Origin of the sequence: Pseudoxanthobacter sp. M-2, assembly GCF_046156265.1 — a bacterium.
Classification (GTDB): domain Bacteria; phylum Pseudomonadota; class Alphaproteobacteria; order Rhizobiales; family Segnochrobactraceae; genus CAMDHY01.
The window spans coordinates 1015489-1029939 of sequence record NZ_JAWDIR010000011.1; the positions used below are offsets into that span (position 1 = coordinate 1015489).

Sequence of the window (14451 nt, forward strand, 5' to 3'; positions counted from 1 at the left end):
TCTCTGACGGGGCGCGGCTGCCGTTGGATCAGCAGTCGAGCGTCGTCTCGCGCTCCCATTGCGTGAGGTGGCGGGTGTAGGAATTCCAGTCGGCGTGGCGGAGCTTCAGATAGGCCGACACGAACGGCTCGCCCAGCTGCGCCCGCAGCGATTTCGCGGCCTCGAGCGCGCGCAGCGCGTCGAGGAGATTGAGCGGCAGCGTGCGGACGCGGCGGGCGGGGCGCTGGGTGTACATGTCGATCATCAGCGGCGGGCCGGGATCGCGCTTGGCGGCGACGCCGTCGAGGCCGGCGGCGAGCAGCGTGGCCGGCAGCAGATAGGGGTTCACGGCGCCGTCGGCGAGACGGAACTCGAAGCGGCCGCCATCGGGAATGCGGATCATGTGGGTGCGGTTGTTGCCGGTCCACGAAATGGTGTTGGGCGACCAGGTGGCGCCCGAGGTGGTGCGGGGTGCGTTGAGGCGCTTGTAGGAGTTCACCGTCGGCGCGACGATGGCGCAGATCGCCTCGGCCGAGTGCAGCACGCCGCCGACGAAGTTGCGCGCCATGTCGGAGATGCCGAGCTCGCCCTTCGGGTCGGCGAAGACGTTCTTCTTGCCCTTCCACAGCGAGACGTGGGCGTGGCAGCCGTTGCCGGTGAGGTCGACGAACGGCTTCGGCATGAAGGTGGCGCGGAAGCCGTGCTTCTCGGCGATCGATTTCGCCATGTACTTGAAGAAGACGTGGCGGTCTGCGGTGACGAGGGCGTCGGCGTAGCCCCAGTTCATCTCGAACTGGCCGTTGGCGTCCTCGTGGTCGTTCTGGTAGGCGCCCCAACCGAGCGACAGCATGGCATCGCAGATCTCGGCGATGACGGCGTAGCGGCGCATGAGGGCCGACTGGTCGTAGCAGGGCTTCGGCTGCGCGTCGGCGGGATCGGAGATGCCGGTGCCGGCGGCGTCGATCAGGAAGAACTCGCACTCGACGCCGTGCTTCATCTGCAGGCCGAGCTTGGCCGCGGCCTCCATCTGCCGCTTCAGCACCCAGCGCGGCGCCTGCTCGACGGGCTTGCCGTCCATGTAGAGGTCGCCGGCGAGCCAGCCGACCTCGGGCTTCCAGGGCAGCTGGATCAGGCTGTCGGGGTCCGGCACGGCGAACAGGTCCGGATCGGCCGGGCTCATGTCGAGCCAGGTGGCGAAGCCCGCGAAGCCGGCGCCATCCTTCGCCATCGCGCCGATCGCCTGGGCGGGGACGAGCTTTGCCCTCAGGCCCCCGAACAGGTCGACATAGGAGATCAGGAAATATTTGATGCCGCGTTCGGCCGCGGCGGCCTCGAGATCGATGCTCATGCTGCCCCTCTGCCGCGGTTCGCGGTCGTTTCGTCTGGAAGGTCGATATCCTAGCGGCCAGGCACCCAGCTGGTGCCGGCGAGCGGCACCCCGGCCATGGCGGCGGCCTCGACGGTGAGCGCCACCAGGTCCTCCGGCTCGAGATTGTGCACGTGGCTCTTGCCGCACGCACGCGCGATCGTCTGCGTCTCGAGCGTCAGCACGGCGAGGTAGTTGGCGAGCCGGCGGCCGGCCTTGATCGGGTCGAGACGGGCGGCGAGCACCGGGTCCTGGGTGGTGATGCCGGCCGGGTCGCGGCCCTCGTGCCAGTCGTCGTAGGCGCCGGCGACGGTGCCGAGCGCCTCGTACTCGGACTCGAGCTCCGGCGCATTGTCGCCGAGCGCTATGAGGGCGGCGGTGCCGATCGCCACCGCATCGGCGCCGAGCGCCAGCGCCTTCGCCACGTCGGCACCGTTGCGGATGCCGCCGGAGACGATGAGCTGCACCTTGCGGTGCATGCCGAGGTCCTGCAGCGCCTGCACGGCCGGGCGGATGGCGGCGAGGATCGGGATGCCGACGTGCTCGATGAAGACTTCCTGGGTGGCCGCCGTGCCGCCCTGCATGCCGTCGAGGACGACGACGTCGGCGCCCGACTTCACGGCGAGCGCGGTGTCGTAATAGGGGCGGCTGGCGCCGACCTTGACGTAGATCGGCTTCTGCCAGTCGGTGATCTCGCGGATTTCCTCGATCTTGATCTCGAGGTCGTCCGGGCCCGTCCAGTCGGGGTGGCGGCAGGCGGAGCGCTGGTCGATGCCTTCCGGCAGGTTGCGCATGGCGGCGACGCGCGGCGAGATCTTCTGGCCGAGCAGCATGCCGCCGCCGCCGGGCTTCGCCCCCTGGCCGACGACGATCTCGATCGCGTCCGCCTTGCGCAGGTCGTCCGGGTTCATGCCGTAGCGCGACGGCAGCACCTGGTAGACGAGAATGTCGGAGTGGCCGCGCTCCTCCGGCGTCATGCCGCCGTCGCCGGTGGTGGTCGACGTGCCGACCGCCGAGGCGCCGCGGCCGAGGGCCTCCTTCGCCTGGGCGGACAGGGCGCCGAAGCTCATGCCGGCGATCGTCACCGGCGTCTTCAGCACAACCGGCTTCTTTGCGAAGCGGCTGCCGAGTACGACGTCCGTGCCGCAGCGCTCGCGGTAGCCTTCCAGCGGATAGCGCGAGATCGAGGCGCCGAGGAACAGGAGGTCGTCGAAGTGCGGCACCTTCCGCTTCGCGCCGAAACCGCGGATGTCGTAGATGCCGGTCGCGGCGGCGCGGCGGATCTCCGAGATGGTGTGCGGGTCGAAGGTGGCGGAGAAGCGGGGGAGCGTGCCGGGCGGCTTCGGGGTCTTCGCGTCCATCGGAGCCTCTAGTACGCGTCGGCGTTGTCGACGTGGAAATGATAGAGGCGGCGGGCCGAGCCGTAGAGCCTGAACTCGGTCGGATCGGCGACGATGCCGGCGCGCGACAGCACGTCTGCGAGGATCGAGCGGTCCTCGTCGGTCGGCGTCTTCTCCTCGCAGTCGGCGCCGAGGCTCTTCACCGTGCCACGGACGAAGAGCCGGGCCTCGTAGATGGAATCGCCGAGCGCCTCGCCGGCGTCGCCCAGCACGACGAGGGTGCCGGCCTGGGCCATGAAGGCGCTCATGGGGCCGACAGAGCCGCCGACGACGATGTCGATGCCCTTCATCGAGATGCCGCAGCGGGCGGACGCATTGCCGCCGATGACGAGGAGGCCGCCGCGGCCGGTAGCGCCAGCGGCCTGGCTGGCGTCGCCGTCGACGCGGACGATGCCCGACATCATGTTCTCGGCGACGCCGACGCCGGCATTGCCGTGGACGTGCACGGTCGCGTGCTTGTTCATGCCGGCGCAGTAGTAGCCGACGTTGCCGCCGATCTCGACGGTGACGGGGGCGTCGAGGCCGACGGCGATCGAGTGCCGGCCGGCGGGGTTGTCGACCCGCCAGTGGGTGATGTTGGTGCCGGGCTCGAGCGCGTGCAGCGCCGTGTTGAGCTCGCGCAGCGGCGTTTCAGCGAGATCGACGACCGGCATCGTCACGTCCGCTCCCAGGCGTAGACGGTGGCGGGCTCGGGCTCGAAGACGCGGGCGTTTTCGATGCCCGGCAGGCCGGTGAGCGCGCGGTATTCCGAGCCGAAGGCGACCCACTGGTCGGTCTCGGCCATCACCGCCGGCTTGCAGGCGATCGGGTCGCGCAGCACGGCGAAGCCCGTGCGGGTGCCGACGACGAAGGTGTAGAAGCCGTCGAGGTCGGCGAGAGACTGCTCCAGCGCCTCCGACAGGCTGGCGCCCTCACGCATCCGCCAGGTGAGGTAGCCGGCCGCGACCTCCGAATCGTTTTCCGTCTCGAACGAGAGGCCCTCGCGCCTCAGCGTGCGCCGGACGGCATTGTGGTTCGACAGCGAGCCGTTGTGGACGAGGCACTGGTCGTCGCCGGTGGAGAAGGGGTGGGCGCCGTCGATGGTGACGGCCGATTCCGTCGCCATGCGCGTGTGGCCGATGGCGTGGCTGCCGTGCATGGTCGACAGGTCGTAGGCCTCGGCGACCACTTCCGGCCGGCCGATGTCCTTGAAGATTTCCATGCGCTCGCCCGAGGAGACGAGGTGCGCCTCGGGGTGGCGGGCGGCGAGGAAGGCGCGCAGCGCGTCGCGGGCGTCGTCCGGATAGGACAGCACGGCGTGAGTGCCGCGCACGCGCACCTCGACGGGGTGGCCGGTGGCGGCGGTGGCGCCGTCGGCGATGGCACGGGCGGCGTGCTGGCCGCCGCCGTCGGGCAGCCGGATGGTGAGCTTCGACTGGCCGGGGGTGGGGGCGCCATAGACGGCGAAGCCGCTCGAATCCGGCCCGCGATCACCGAGCTCGATCATCATGCCGCCGAGCAGCCGGCCGAGCGACGGCTCGAGGGACGTGTCTTTCAGGAACAGGCCGGCGATGCCGCACATGGGGAGAGCTCGCGCGTCGAGGAGGCGTGGAAAAAGGCTTCGCACGCGGCCCGGATCGCGTCAACCCTCAGGCAATTCAATTTCCTCGCAGGAAAGTCTGTGCGGCGTTCGGAGGCTGCCGGAAACGACTGCGGCGGCCCGTGGGGGCCGCCGCGTTCTCGGGCACAGGAGGGTCGTCGGCCGACCGACCGCAGCCCCTCAGAGGTTGGAGCAGGAGTTGCTGCCGTGCAGCTTGCGGGCCTCTTTGCAGGCGTCGTTGAACATGGTCTTGAAGTCGTTCTTGTTGTCCTGGCCCGAGAGGGACGAGGCGCCCTGGATCATGATCGACGAGTCGCTGTAGCCCCACGAGGTGACGCCGAAAACGGTGTTGCGGGTGTCGAAGTTGCCGGAGCTGCCGCCGGTCCGGTTGAGATCACCGAGGTTGGCCACCTGCGGGCCGCCGCTGGAGCCGTTGCGGAAGCCGGAGCCGAAGGCGAAGTCCTTGCCGTCGGACTCGCCGAGATGCTGGCCGGCCACCATCTTGTTGCCATTGGAGTAGTTGTCCGCCCAGCCGAGCTGCGTCAGGAACCAGTAGTCCTTTAGGCAGTTCTTGTAGCAGAAGCCGAGATAGCCGGTGTAGTAACCCATCTCTTTGTTCTTGTTCTTGCGGTCGGAGAGGACGATGAGGCCGACGTCGTAGCCGTTGCCGACTTTGCCCTTGCTGAACCACTTGTCCGTGGTGAAGAGGTACTTGGCGGTGGCGTAGCCGTATGGCTCGCTGTTGCCGCGATAGGAGGGATAGAAGTAGCCCTCCTTGATCCAGCCCTTGTTGCCGTTGCCGCCGTCATGGACGCAGTGGCCGGCGGTCGCGACGATCGAGTTGGAGATCAGCGCGCCCGAGCAGCTGTACCACTTGTTGTCCGAGCCCTTGAAGTAGAAGTAGCCGGCGGCGCTGTAGGGGTAGGCGGTGTCGATGTCGGACGTCACCGTCGCGTCGGTGAAGTGGTAGATGGTGTTCTTGTTGCCCTGACCGAAGTTCATCGGCTCGATGGCATCCTTGGAGGACGACTGGGCGACCGGCTTGCCGCCGGTAGAGACGCCGTCATCGGACTTGCCCTTGTCCGGCTTGTTTTCGCCGGCGGAGCCGGCGCGCATCTCGGGCAGGGCACCGTCGTCGCGCGCGCCCATCGCCTTCGCCCGGTTGATCGCCGGCGGCGTCCACGACTTCAGCTGCGGCAGGCGCGGGGTGGCCTTCTCGCGCGACTGCGCGATGGTGGCCGGCGACGATTCGGAGCCGTCGAGGCGCTTGGAGGCCTGCGACCAGGCGGCGGTGGGGGCGACGGCGAGCACGGTCGCGCCCAGCAGCAGCGACGACAGGGTGAGGCGACGTAACATCTTGGCTCCAGCTCCTCGAATGTGCGGCGCGATCTTAAAGTCCCGCCGGCGCGGCCCCGTCGCGACGGGGCCGGCTTCTTGATCTTCTACGCGGGCGATGCGCCGATCCGTCGCCGCCTCGCCATCGATGCCCGTGCCCCGCGGGGACGCAAGCGGCTTCCCGCCCGGCTGTCAACGCCGAGCCCTGCGCTACCCATGGCAGAGTGAAGCTGAGCGGAAGATGAACGGGGCGGGTGCGGCCTGGTGGTGCATCGACGGTGGCCCTGGAATCGAAACGGGGCGGCCGAAGCCGCCCCGTCGATGATTGACCGAGGGACCCGCCGATCAGACGGCGATCGGGCCGCCGCCCTGCCTGGTGATCGCCACCACGGCGGGACGCGGCGGCATCGCCGGGTCGAAGTCCGGCCAGCGCGTGGAGGGATCGTCGAAGGTGGAGACGCGCCCGAACGGAGCCCAGTCGTCGCCGCCCTCGCCGGGGTGCTGCACGGCGACGAAGTAGGTCGACAGGTCCGGCGTCATCACCGGGCCGCAGAGCTCGGCGCCGACGGGGCAGCGGTAGAACAGCCTGGCGGTGCCGCGTTCTTCGCCGCTGGTGCCGACGGCGTAGAGGCCGTCGGTGCGGCCCGTCGACTTCGGGCCCATGCCGTCGGTGCCCACCCAGAGGCGACCATCGGCATCGACGAACACCATGTCGGGCATGCCGAACCAGCCGTCCTTGGTGGTGGCCGAACTGAACGTCGCGCCGACATCGGCGACGGACGGGTCGCCGCACTGCACCAGCACCTCCCAGCGATAGGTCGAGGCGGTGTGGTCCTCGTCGACCGGCATCATCTCGATGATGTGGCCGAAGGCGTTCTTCGGGCGCGGGTTGGCCGCATCGACCTGATCGCTCTCGCGGCGGGTGTTGTTGGTCAGCATGACGTAGACGGCGTGCGACTGCGGGTTGATCGCGGTGCCTTCCGGCCGGTCCATCTTGGTGGCGCCGACGAGATCGGCGGCGCGGCGCGTCTCGATCAGCACGTCGGCCTGCGAGGCAAAGCCGTTCTCGGCGGTCAGCGGGCCCTCGCCGAAGACGAGCGGCAGCCAGGTGAGGGTGCCGTCGGCGTCGTAGCGGGCGGCTGACAGGGTGCCCTCGTCCAGGAGGTCGAGGTTCGCCTCGCGGCTCGCCGCGTCATAGGGGCGGGCGGTGACGAAGCGGTAGACGTAGTCGAAGCGCTCGTCGTCGCCCATGTAGACGACGACGCGGCCGTCCTTGTTGACGATCGAGGCGGCGCCCTCGTGCTTGTAGCGGCCGAGCGCGGTGCGCTTCTTCGGCACGGCGTTCGGATCGAACGGATCGATCTCGACGACCCAGCCGAAGCGGTTCGGCTCGTTCGGCTCCTTCGAGACGTCGAAACGGTCGTAATAGTCGGACCACGCATACCAGCGGCCGGGGACGCCGTAGCGCTTGCCGGCGGCCGCCTCCGGGCTGTTCTCGGCGTACTGGCCGCCGAAGTAGCCGTTGAAGTTCTCCTCGCAGGTCAGCCACGTGCCCCACGGCGTGATGCCGCCGGCGCAGTTGTTGAGCATGCCGAGGACCTTCGTGCCGGTCGCGTCGGCGCTGGTCTTCAGGCGGTCTGAGCCGGCCGCCGGGCCGGTCATCTCGGATGGCGTCAGGCCGGTGATGCGGCGGGCGTAGCGGGAATTCGGCACGACGCGCCACTTGCCGTCGACCTTCTCCACCTCGAGGATCGAGCCACCGTGGGCGGCGATCTCGATGTCGACGAGGTCCTTCGTCATGTCCTTGAACAGGACTTCCTTGTCGTCCTGCGGCTTCAGGCCGGGGAACATCAGTTCCTCGATCGTGTACTCGTGATTGATCACGAGCAGCCCGTGTGCGCTCGGGTCGGCAGCGTCGGGCATCGGGATGTAGCCGATGTAATCGTTGTTGTAGCCGAACTGCTTCTCCTGGGCGGCGGCCGTCTGGTTGCGCACGTCGAAGGCCGGCGCGTCCGGAACGACGGCGTCGCCCCAGCGGATCAGCACGTCGGCGTCATAGCCCGGAGCGACGTGGTCGCGCTCGTCGACACCGGCGGCGACCTCGTCGAAGACGAAGCTCGGGGTGGCGGCGCGGGCCTCGCTGGCAGCCATCAGCGCCAGCGGGCTGACGGTGGCGGCGATGGCGGAGACGGCGAGCGAGCCCTTCAGGAAGCCGCGGCGGGAGAAGCGGAGCGCGATGATGTCGCCCATCGTCGGATTGGCGGACACGTTGCGGCCGGCGTCCTCGGACACCTCATAGGCCTGCGCGCGCGACAGCGGGCGATGCTCGGTCATCGGTGCTCTCCTGGTCGAAAGGGGTGGGGACCGGCGGCGACGCCACGGCCCTCTGAACTCGACTTAGAAGAGTTCGATGTAACTCCGGTGACAGTGGGGAGGCCAGACGCCGTGTCGTTTGGTCCCTCTCACGGCGGCGCGCGCGGTGGCCGACGCTGCGCCCTCGGTGATGTCGCTGGGTGTTATGATGTAACATGAGGGCGAGCCGAGCTGCACGAGCGCGAAGGACCACGCATTGAAGCCATTTTCCGATCCGGACGCCGTCGCGCGCTATGCCGACAACACCGCACGGCTGGTGCCGGGCCTTCGGGACCTGCAGCGGATGGCCGGCCTGTTGCTCGCGGAGCGCTGCGGCGATGGTGCCCGCGTGCTGGTGATCGGCGCCGGGGGCGGGCTCGAACTCAGGTGCTTTGCAGAGATGCAGCCGGACTGGAGCTTCGACGGGGTCGACCCGTCGGCCGAGATGCTGAAGGTGGCGGCGGCGACCCTCGGCGATTTCGGCGGGCGGGTGCGCCTGCACGAAGGGTACACGGAGGATGCTCCCGAGGGGCCGTTCGACGGCGCGGCGTCCCTCCTGACGTTCCACTTCATCGCGCGCGAGGACCGAGCGCGGACGCTGGCCGAGATCCACCGGCGCCTGAAGCCCGGGGCGCCCTTCGTCGTCGCGCACCATAGTTTCCCGCAGGGCGAGGCCGACAAGGCGCTGTGGCTGTCGCGCTACGCCGCATTCGCCGTGGCTTCGGGTGTGCCGGCCTCGCACGCCGGAAAGGCGGGCGAGGCGATCGGCGAGCGGCTGCCGATCCTGTCGCCTGAGGAGGAGGAAGCGACGCTGGCAGCGGCGGGGTTCGTCGACGTCCAGCTCTTCTATGCGGCGTTCTCCTTCCGCGGCTGGGTCGCCCGCAAGGCAGGGTAGAGACCCGCCCAAACGAAAACGGGGCGCCGAAGCGCCCCGCAGTCGTTCGTCCGAGACCGGACCGTCAGCCGGAGTAGTACATGTCGTACTCGACCGGGTGCGGCGTCATCTCGTAGCGCATGTTCTCTTCCATCTTCAGATCGATGTAGGCGTCGATCTGGTCGTCGTCGAACACGCCGCCGGCCTTCAGGAAGTCGCGATCGGCGTCGAGCGAGGCGAGCGCCTCGCGCAAGCTGCCGCACACCGTCGGGATCTGCTTCAGCTCTTCCGGCGGCAGGTCGTAGAGGTTCTTGTCCATCGCCTCGCCGGGATGGAGCTTGTTCTTGATGCCGTCGAGGCCGGCCATCAGCATCGCCGTGAAGGCGAGGTAGGGGTTCGCCAGCGGATCGGGGAAGCGGACCTCGACGCGCTTGGCCTTCGGCGACGTCGTGTAGGGGATGCGGCACGAGGCGGAGCGGTTGCGCGCCGAGTAGGCGAGCAGCACCGGCGCCTCGTAGCCCGGCACGAGCCGCTTGTAGGAGTTGGTCGACGGGTTGGTGAAGGCGTTGATCGCCTTGGCGTGCTTCAGGATGCCGCCGATGTAGTAGAGGCAGCTCTCCGACAGGTCGGCGTACTGGTTGCCGGCGAACTGCGGCTTGCCGTCCTTCCAGATCGACTGGTGCACGTGCATGCCCGAGCCGTTGTCACCGAAGACCGGCTTCGGCATGAACGTCGCCGTCTTGCCGTAGGCGTTGGCGACCTGGTGGACGACGTACTTGTAGATCTGGATCTTGTCGGCGTTGCGCACCAGCGTGTCGAACTTGAGACCCAGCTCGTGCTGGGCGGCGGCCACCTCGTGGTGGTGCTTCTCGACGGTGACGCCCATCTCCTTCATCACCGAAAGCATCTCGGAGCGGCAGTCCTGCAGCGAATCCATCGGCGGCACGGGGAAGTAGCCGCCCTTGATGCGCATCCGGTGGCCGAGGTTGCCGGTCTCGTACTCGGTGAACGTGTTCGTCGGCAGCTCCATCGAATCGACGATGAAGCTCGTGTTGTAGGGCGTCGCCGAGAAGCGCACGTCGTCGAACACGAAGAACTCGGCCTCGGGGCCGAAATAGACGGTGTCGCCGATGTTGAGCGAGCGCATGTACGCCTCGCCCTTCTTGGCGATCGAGCGCGGGTCGCGGTTGTAGGACTCGCCCGAGAGCGGGTCGAGGATGTCGCAGAAGATCGAGATCGTCGACTGCGCGAAGAACGGATCGACGTGGGTCGTCTCCGGGTCCGGCATCAGCGTCATGTCGGACTCGTTGATCGCCTTCCAGCCGGCGATCGACGAGCCGTCGAAGGCGACGCCGTCGGCGAACATGTCCTCGTCGACGAGATCGACGTCCATCGTCACGTGCTGCAGCTTGCCGCGCGGGTCGGTGAAGCGCAGGTCGACGTACTTAACGTCCTTGTCCTTGATCATCTTGAGGACGTCAGAGGCTGTCGTCATCGCAGGTTTCCTCGGATTGGATGCTGGCTGTTGGGACCGCGGCCTTTGGGCCGCGTATCCGGTGCGTGAACCTGGCCGGCGGGCCGCGGGTCCGGTCGGGAGGCGGGCCGATCGCTCAGATGGCGTCGTTGCCCGTCTCGCCGGTGCGGATGCGGATCGCTTCCTCGACGTTGGAGACGAAGATCTTGCCGTCGCCGATGCGGCCGGTCGCCGCGGCATTGCGGATCGCCTCCACCGCCTTGTCGACCATCTCGTCGGTGAGCACGACCTCGACCTTCACCTTCGGCAGGAAGTCGACGACGTACTCCGCGCCACGATAGAGTTCGGTATGGCCCTTCTGTCGACCGAAGCCCTTCGCCTCGGTGACGGTGATGCCCTGGAGGCCAACCTCCTGCAGCGCCTCCTTCACCTCGTCGAGCTTGAAGGGCTTTATGATGGCTTCGATCTTCTTCATCGCCTCCCTCGCACCGGAGTCCTCGGCCCGGGCCACGCTCCGATCGCCGACCCGCCCCGAAGTTTGCATGGTCCGTGCCACCGCACCAGCCCGAAGCGAACGGCGACGAAACGGGCAATTGCGCGCGGGATCGCCGGGGCGACGGCGCGAGACAATCCAGCGCCGCCTGCGAATTAGTCAATGTGCATCTTCTCTGAGCAACATGAGGGTGGAATGACGGCGCTGCTGACGACGGCCGAGATGGGTCGTGCCGACCGGCTGACCATCGAGGCGGGCACGCCGGGCATCGAACTGATGGACCGCGCCGGCTTCGCCGTCGCCGACGCGGTGGCCGGCCGGCAGCGGCTCGGCTCCCGCGTCCTGGTGGTGGCCGGGCCCGGCAACAACGGCGGCGACGGCTTCATCGCCGCCCAGGTGCTGCGCGAGCGTGGCTACCCGGTGCGGCTGATGCTGCTCGGCGAGCGTGACCGGCTGACGGGAGACGCCGCCGAGGCGGCGCGGCGCTTTCGCGGCGCGATCGAGCCGGCCGACGCGGCCGCTGTGCGCGACTGCGAGGTGATCGTCGACGCCCTGTTCGGCGCCGGCCTCGCCCGGCCGCTCGACGGGATGGCGGCGGCGCTGGTCGAGGCGATCAACGGCTCCGGCGCCACGGTGGTGGCGGTCGACCTGCCGAGCGGCGTCAACGGCGACAGCGGCCAGGTGCTCGGGACGGCGGTGCGGGCGACCGAGACGGTGACGTTCTTCCGCCGCAAGCCTGGTCATCTGCTCGAGCCGGGGCGGGGCCTCTGCGGGCGGATGCGCGTCGTCGACATCGGCATCGCCGACGGGGTGCTGGAGGAGATTGCGCCGACCACCTTCGCGAACGGCCCCGATTTGTGGCGTGGCGTGTGGCAGCCGCCGGGGCGGGATGGCCACAAGTTCGACCGTGGCCACGCGGTGGCGGTCTCCGGGCCGGCGCACGCGACCGGGGCGGCGAGGCTCGCCGCCGGGGCGGCGCTGCGGGCGGGGGCGGGGCTCGTCACCGTCGCCTCTCCGTCGGACGCCGTGGCCGCAAACGCGGCCCACCTGACGGCGGTGATGCTGCGGCCGTTCGACGGCGCGGCGGGGCTTTCGGCGATCATCGACGATCCTCGCATCACCGCGGTCGTCGCCGGGCCGGGGCTCGGGGTCGGGGAGGGGACGCGGGCGCTCGTGTCGGCGGTGCTCTCCGGGCGCCGCGCGGTGGTGCTGGACGCCGATGCGCTGACGAGCTTCCGCGACGATCCGGCCGGGCTCGCGGCGGCGATCGGCGCGCACGCCGGGCCGGTGGTGATGACGCCGCACGAGGGCGAGTTCGCGCGGCTGTTCCCCGATCTCGGTCCGACGACCGGGGCGAAGACCGAGCGCGCCCGCGCCGCGGCCCGGCGGATGGGGGCGGTGGTCATCCTGAAGGGGCCCGACACGGTGATTGCGGCACCGGACGGGCGGGCGGCGATCAACGAGAACGCGCCGCCATGGCTCGCCACGGCGGGCTCCGGCGACGTCCTCGCCGGCACGATCGCGGGACTGCTGGCGGGCGGCATGGCGGGGTTCGAGGCGGCGGCGATGGGCGTGTGGATGCACGGCGAGGCCGGCACCGTCGCGGGGCCGGGGCTCATCGCCGAGGACCTCGCGCCGGCGCTGAAGGCGGTGGTGGCGAAACTCGTGTCGTGACGGCCGTCCGGCGGGCGGCCGGACGCCTCAATTCCGGCTTTCGGGGCGAAACAGCCGATGCTATAGAGCCTGCGCCTCGGCAGCGACCGGCGACGGCGCGCGTCTGCGGGCGTGGTGGAACTGGTAGACACGCTGGATTTAGGTTCCAGTGGCGCAAGCCGTGGGGGTTCAAATCCCTCCGCCCGCACCATGCCTCGACCGCGCGCCACGGCCGGAGCGGCGCGACGCGTCGAACGTGCCGGCGGTGCCGGCGCAGGGGCGTCGGCGCTGCGATCCGGGCCGTCCTTCCGTCGGGCTTCTCGCGCCTCCGGTGGCAGGGGGCCCGGGCCATGTTCGCGGGCCGGGTCCTGTTGGCGGGCCGGTCCTTGCGGGCGCGGCGCGCGATCGGGGTGCGCGGACCGGGAGCGCACGATCCGGCGCGGACGGACCGGGTGCGGACATTCATTGCGACCGGCGGCCGGAAGGGCGCCGCAAGACGAAAGAAGACCTGACCGATGCAAGTGACCGAGACGCTCTCCGACGGCCTGAAGCGCGAGCTCGCCGTCGTCGTTCCCGCCGCCGCTCTCGACGCCAAGCTGTCGAGCTACCTCGCCGAGATGTCGGGCAAGGCGCGCATCAACGGCTTCCGCCCGGGCAAGGTGCCGGCCGCGCACCTGAAGAAGCTCTACGGCCGCCAGGCGATGGTCGAGATCGTCAACGAGGTGGTGGGTGACACCATCCGCCAGGCCGTCGCCGACCGCTCCGAGAAGCCGGCGATGCAGCCGGAGATCGAAGTCGGCGAGCCGGGCATGGAGAAGGTGCTGGAGGGGTCGACCGACCTCGCCTTCACGATGCGCTACGAGGTGCTGCCGGAGATCGTCGTCGGCGACGTCGCCTCGATCGCGGTCGAGGAGCCGTATGTCGAGGTGACCGACGAGGAGGTCACCGCCGAGGTGCAGCGTCTCGCCGATTCGATGCGCCCCTTCGAGGCGAAGGACGGCGCGGCGGCGAACGGCGACAAGGTGACGATCGACTTTGTCGGCAAGCTCGACGGCGAGCCCTTCGAGAACGGCTCGGCCGAAGGCGCCGACCTGGTGCTCGGCTCCAACCAGTTCATCCCCGGCTTCGAGGACCAGCTCGTCGGCAAGTCGGCGGGTGACGAGACCGTCGTCTCGCTGACCTTCCCCGAGGAATATCCGGCCAAGCACCTCGCCGGAAAGGCCGCGACCTTCGACGTCAAGGTGACGGCGGTGCAGGCCCCGGGCGAGGTGGCCCTCGACGACGCGCTCGCCGAGCGGGTGGGCCTCACCACCCTCGACGAGCTGAAGGAGGCGATCCGCCAGCAGGTCGGCCAGCGCTACACGGCCGCCTCGCGCCAGAAGGTCAAGCGGGCGCTCCTCGACGCGCTCGACGCGATGCACCCGATCGAGACGCCAGAAAAGCTCGTCGAGAGCGAGTTCGATGCGATCTGGCGCCAGCTGATGGCGGACATGGAGCGCACCGGCCGCACCTTCACCGACGAGGAGACGACGGAGGAGAAGGCACGCGAGGAATACAAGGGCATCGCCGCCCGCCGCGTCCGCCTCGGCCTCGTCCTGTCGAAGATCGGCGAGGACGCCAACGTCGAGGTGAGCGACGAAGAGGTGCAGGGCGCGCTGCGCGACCGGCTGCGGCAGTTCCCCGGGCGCGAGAAGGAGGTCATCGACTTCTATCGCAAGAACCCGACGGCGATCGCCTCCCTGAAGGGCCCGCTCTACGAGGAGAAGGTCGTCGACCACGTGCTCGGCAAGGCCAACGTCACCCGCAAGCCGGTGACCAAGGACGAGCTGTTCGCCGACGCCGAGGACGACGAGGCCGCGGCGGGCTGACGCCGGTCGCGACCCGAGGCCTTCCTGCGAGGGAAGGCATCCCCTATATGACGCTACGGCGGCGGCGTGAATCGGCTT

11 protein-coding genes and 1 tRNA gene are annotated in these 14451 nt (G+C 69.4%); 4 read left to right on the plus strand and 8 right to left on the minus strand.

The features are described 5' to 3' along the window. Positions 1 to 28: 28 nt before the first annotated feature. The 6 genes from glnT to RUR49_RS09755 form a co-directional block, all read right to left on the minus strand. Positions 29 to 1327: a type III glutamate--ammonia ligase gene (gene glnT / locus RUR49_RS09730; RefSeq protein ID WP_409146156.1), complete on the minus strand. Its 1299-nt coding sequence runs from the start codon at positions 1325 to 1327 to the stop codon at positions 29 to 31. Positions 1328 to 1377: 50 nt separating this feature from the next. Then, the gene (locus RUR49_RS09735; protein ID WP_409146157.1) at positions 1378 to 2706 is read right to left on the minus strand and encodes an FMN-binding glutamate synthase family protein; all 1329 of its coding nucleotides are present in this window, start codon (positions 2704 to 2706) and stop codon (positions 1378 to 1380) included. 8 nt (positions 2707 to 2714) lie between these two features. Beyond that, entirely contained in the window at positions 2715 to 3398 is a 684-nt protein-coding gene (locus RUR49_RS09740; RefSeq protein ID WP_409146375.1) for a protein glxC, read from the minus strand. A gap of 2 nt (positions 3399 to 3400) precedes the next feature. Beyond that, entirely contained in the window at positions 3401 to 4306 is a 906-nt protein-coding gene (locus RUR49_RS09745) for a class II glutamine amidotransferase (protein ID WP_409146158.1), read from the minus strand. Between the two features lie 198 nt (positions 4307 to 4504). Beyond that, positions 4505 to 5680 (minus strand): trypsin-like serine peptidase, encoded by a 1176-nt coding sequence (locus tag RUR49_RS09750; protein ID WP_409146159.1) that lies wholly within the window; start codon positions 5678 to 5680, stop codon positions 4505 to 4507. A 324-nt stretch (positions 5681 to 6004) separates the two neighbouring features. Continuing rightward, positions 6005 to 7993 (minus strand): PhoX family protein, encoded by a 1989-nt coding sequence (locus RUR49_RS09755; RefSeq protein WP_409146160.1) that lies wholly within the window; start codon positions 7991 to 7993, stop codon positions 6005 to 6007. Positions 7994 to 8228: 235 nt separating this feature from the next. Between RUR49_RS09755 and RUR49_RS09760 the strand changes: the two genes are divergently transcribed. Next, a complete protein-coding gene (locus tag RUR49_RS09760; RefSeq protein WP_409146161.1) occupies positions 8229 to 8906 on the plus strand; it encodes a class I SAM-dependent methyltransferase in 678 nt (225 codons plus the stop codon). Positions 8907 to 8970: 64 nt separating this feature from the next. Here RUR49_RS09760 and glnA read toward each other — a convergent pair whose 3' ends face one another. Then, the gene (glnA, locus tag RUR49_RS09765; RefSeq protein ID WP_409146162.1) at positions 8971 to 10380 is read right to left on the minus strand and encodes a type I glutamate--ammonia ligase; all 1410 of its coding nucleotides are present in this window, start codon (positions 10378 to 10380) and stop codon (positions 8971 to 8973) included. Positions 10381 to 10495: 115 nt separating this feature from the next. Next, a complete protein-coding gene (locus tag RUR49_RS09770) occupies positions 10496 to 10834 on the minus strand; it encodes a P-II family nitrogen regulator (protein WP_409146163.1) in 339 nt (112 codons plus the stop codon). Positions 10835 to 11047: 213 nt separating this feature from the next. Here RUR49_RS09770 and RUR49_RS09775 point away from each other — a divergent pair, with 213 nt between their 5' ends. The 3 genes from RUR49_RS09775 to tig all read left to right on the plus strand — a co-directional run bounded on the left by RUR49_RS09775 (position 11048) and on the right by tig (position 14373). Next, positions 11048 to 12526, plus strand: a complete 1479-nt coding sequence (locus RUR49_RS09775; RefSeq protein WP_409146164.1) for an NAD(P)H-hydrate dehydratase — start codon at positions 11048 to 11050, stop codon at positions 12524 to 12526. Between the two features lie 105 nt (positions 12527 to 12631). Next, positions 12632 to 12716 (plus strand) — tRNA-Leu (locus RUR49_RS09780). Between the two features lie 304 nt (positions 12717 to 13020). Further along, complete coding sequence (gene tig / locus RUR49_RS09785; RefSeq protein WP_409146165.1) at positions 13021 to 14373, plus strand: trigger factor; 1353 nt, start codon at positions 13021 to 13023, stop codon at positions 14371 to 14373. The last annotated feature ends 78 nt before the right edge of the window (positions 14374 to 14451 follow it).

What these genes read in the sequence shown, in the direction of transcription:
- RUR49_RS09770 (WP_409146163.1), bottom strand. Translation starts at nt 10,834, where the DNA reads ATGAAGAAGATCGAAGCCATCATAAAGCCCTTCAAGCTCGACGAGGTG.
- tig (WP_409146165.1), top strand. Translation starts at nt 13,021, where the DNA reads ATGCAAGTGACCGAGACGCTCTCCGACGGCCTGAAGCGCGAGCTCGCC.
- RUR49_RS09740 (WP_409146375.1), bottom strand. Translation starts at nt 3,398, where the DNA reads ATGCCGGTCGTCGATCTCGCTGAAACGCCGCTGCGCGAGCTCAACACG.
- glnA (WP_409146162.1), bottom strand. Translation starts at nt 10,380, where the DNA reads ATGACGACAGCCTCTGACGTCCTCAAGATGATCAAGGACAAGGACGTT.
- RUR49_RS09735 (WP_409146157.1), bottom strand. Translation starts at nt 2,706, where the DNA reads ATGGACGCGAAGACCCCGAAGCCGCCCGGCACGCTCCCCCGCTTCTCC.
- RUR49_RS09745 (WP_409146158.1), bottom strand. Translation starts at nt 4,306, where the DNA reads ATGTGCGGCATCGCCGGCCTGTTCCTGAAAGACACGTCCCTCGAGCCG.
- RUR49_RS09775 (WP_409146164.1), top strand. Translation starts at nt 11,048, where the DNA reads ATGACGGCGCTGCTGACGACGGCCGAGATGGGTCGTGCCGACCGGCTG.
- RUR49_RS09755 (WP_409146160.1), bottom strand. Translation starts at nt 7,993, where the DNA reads ATGACCGAGCATCGCCCGCTGTCGCGCGCGCAGGCCTATGAGGTGTCC.
- RUR49_RS09750 (WP_409146159.1), bottom strand. Translation starts at nt 5,680, where the DNA reads ATGTTACGTCGCCTCACCCTGTCGTCGCTGCTGCTGGGCGCGACCGTG.
- glnT (WP_409146156.1), bottom strand. Translation starts at nt 1,327, where the DNA reads ATGAGCATCGATCTCGAGGCCGCCGCGGCCGAACGCGGCATCAAATAT.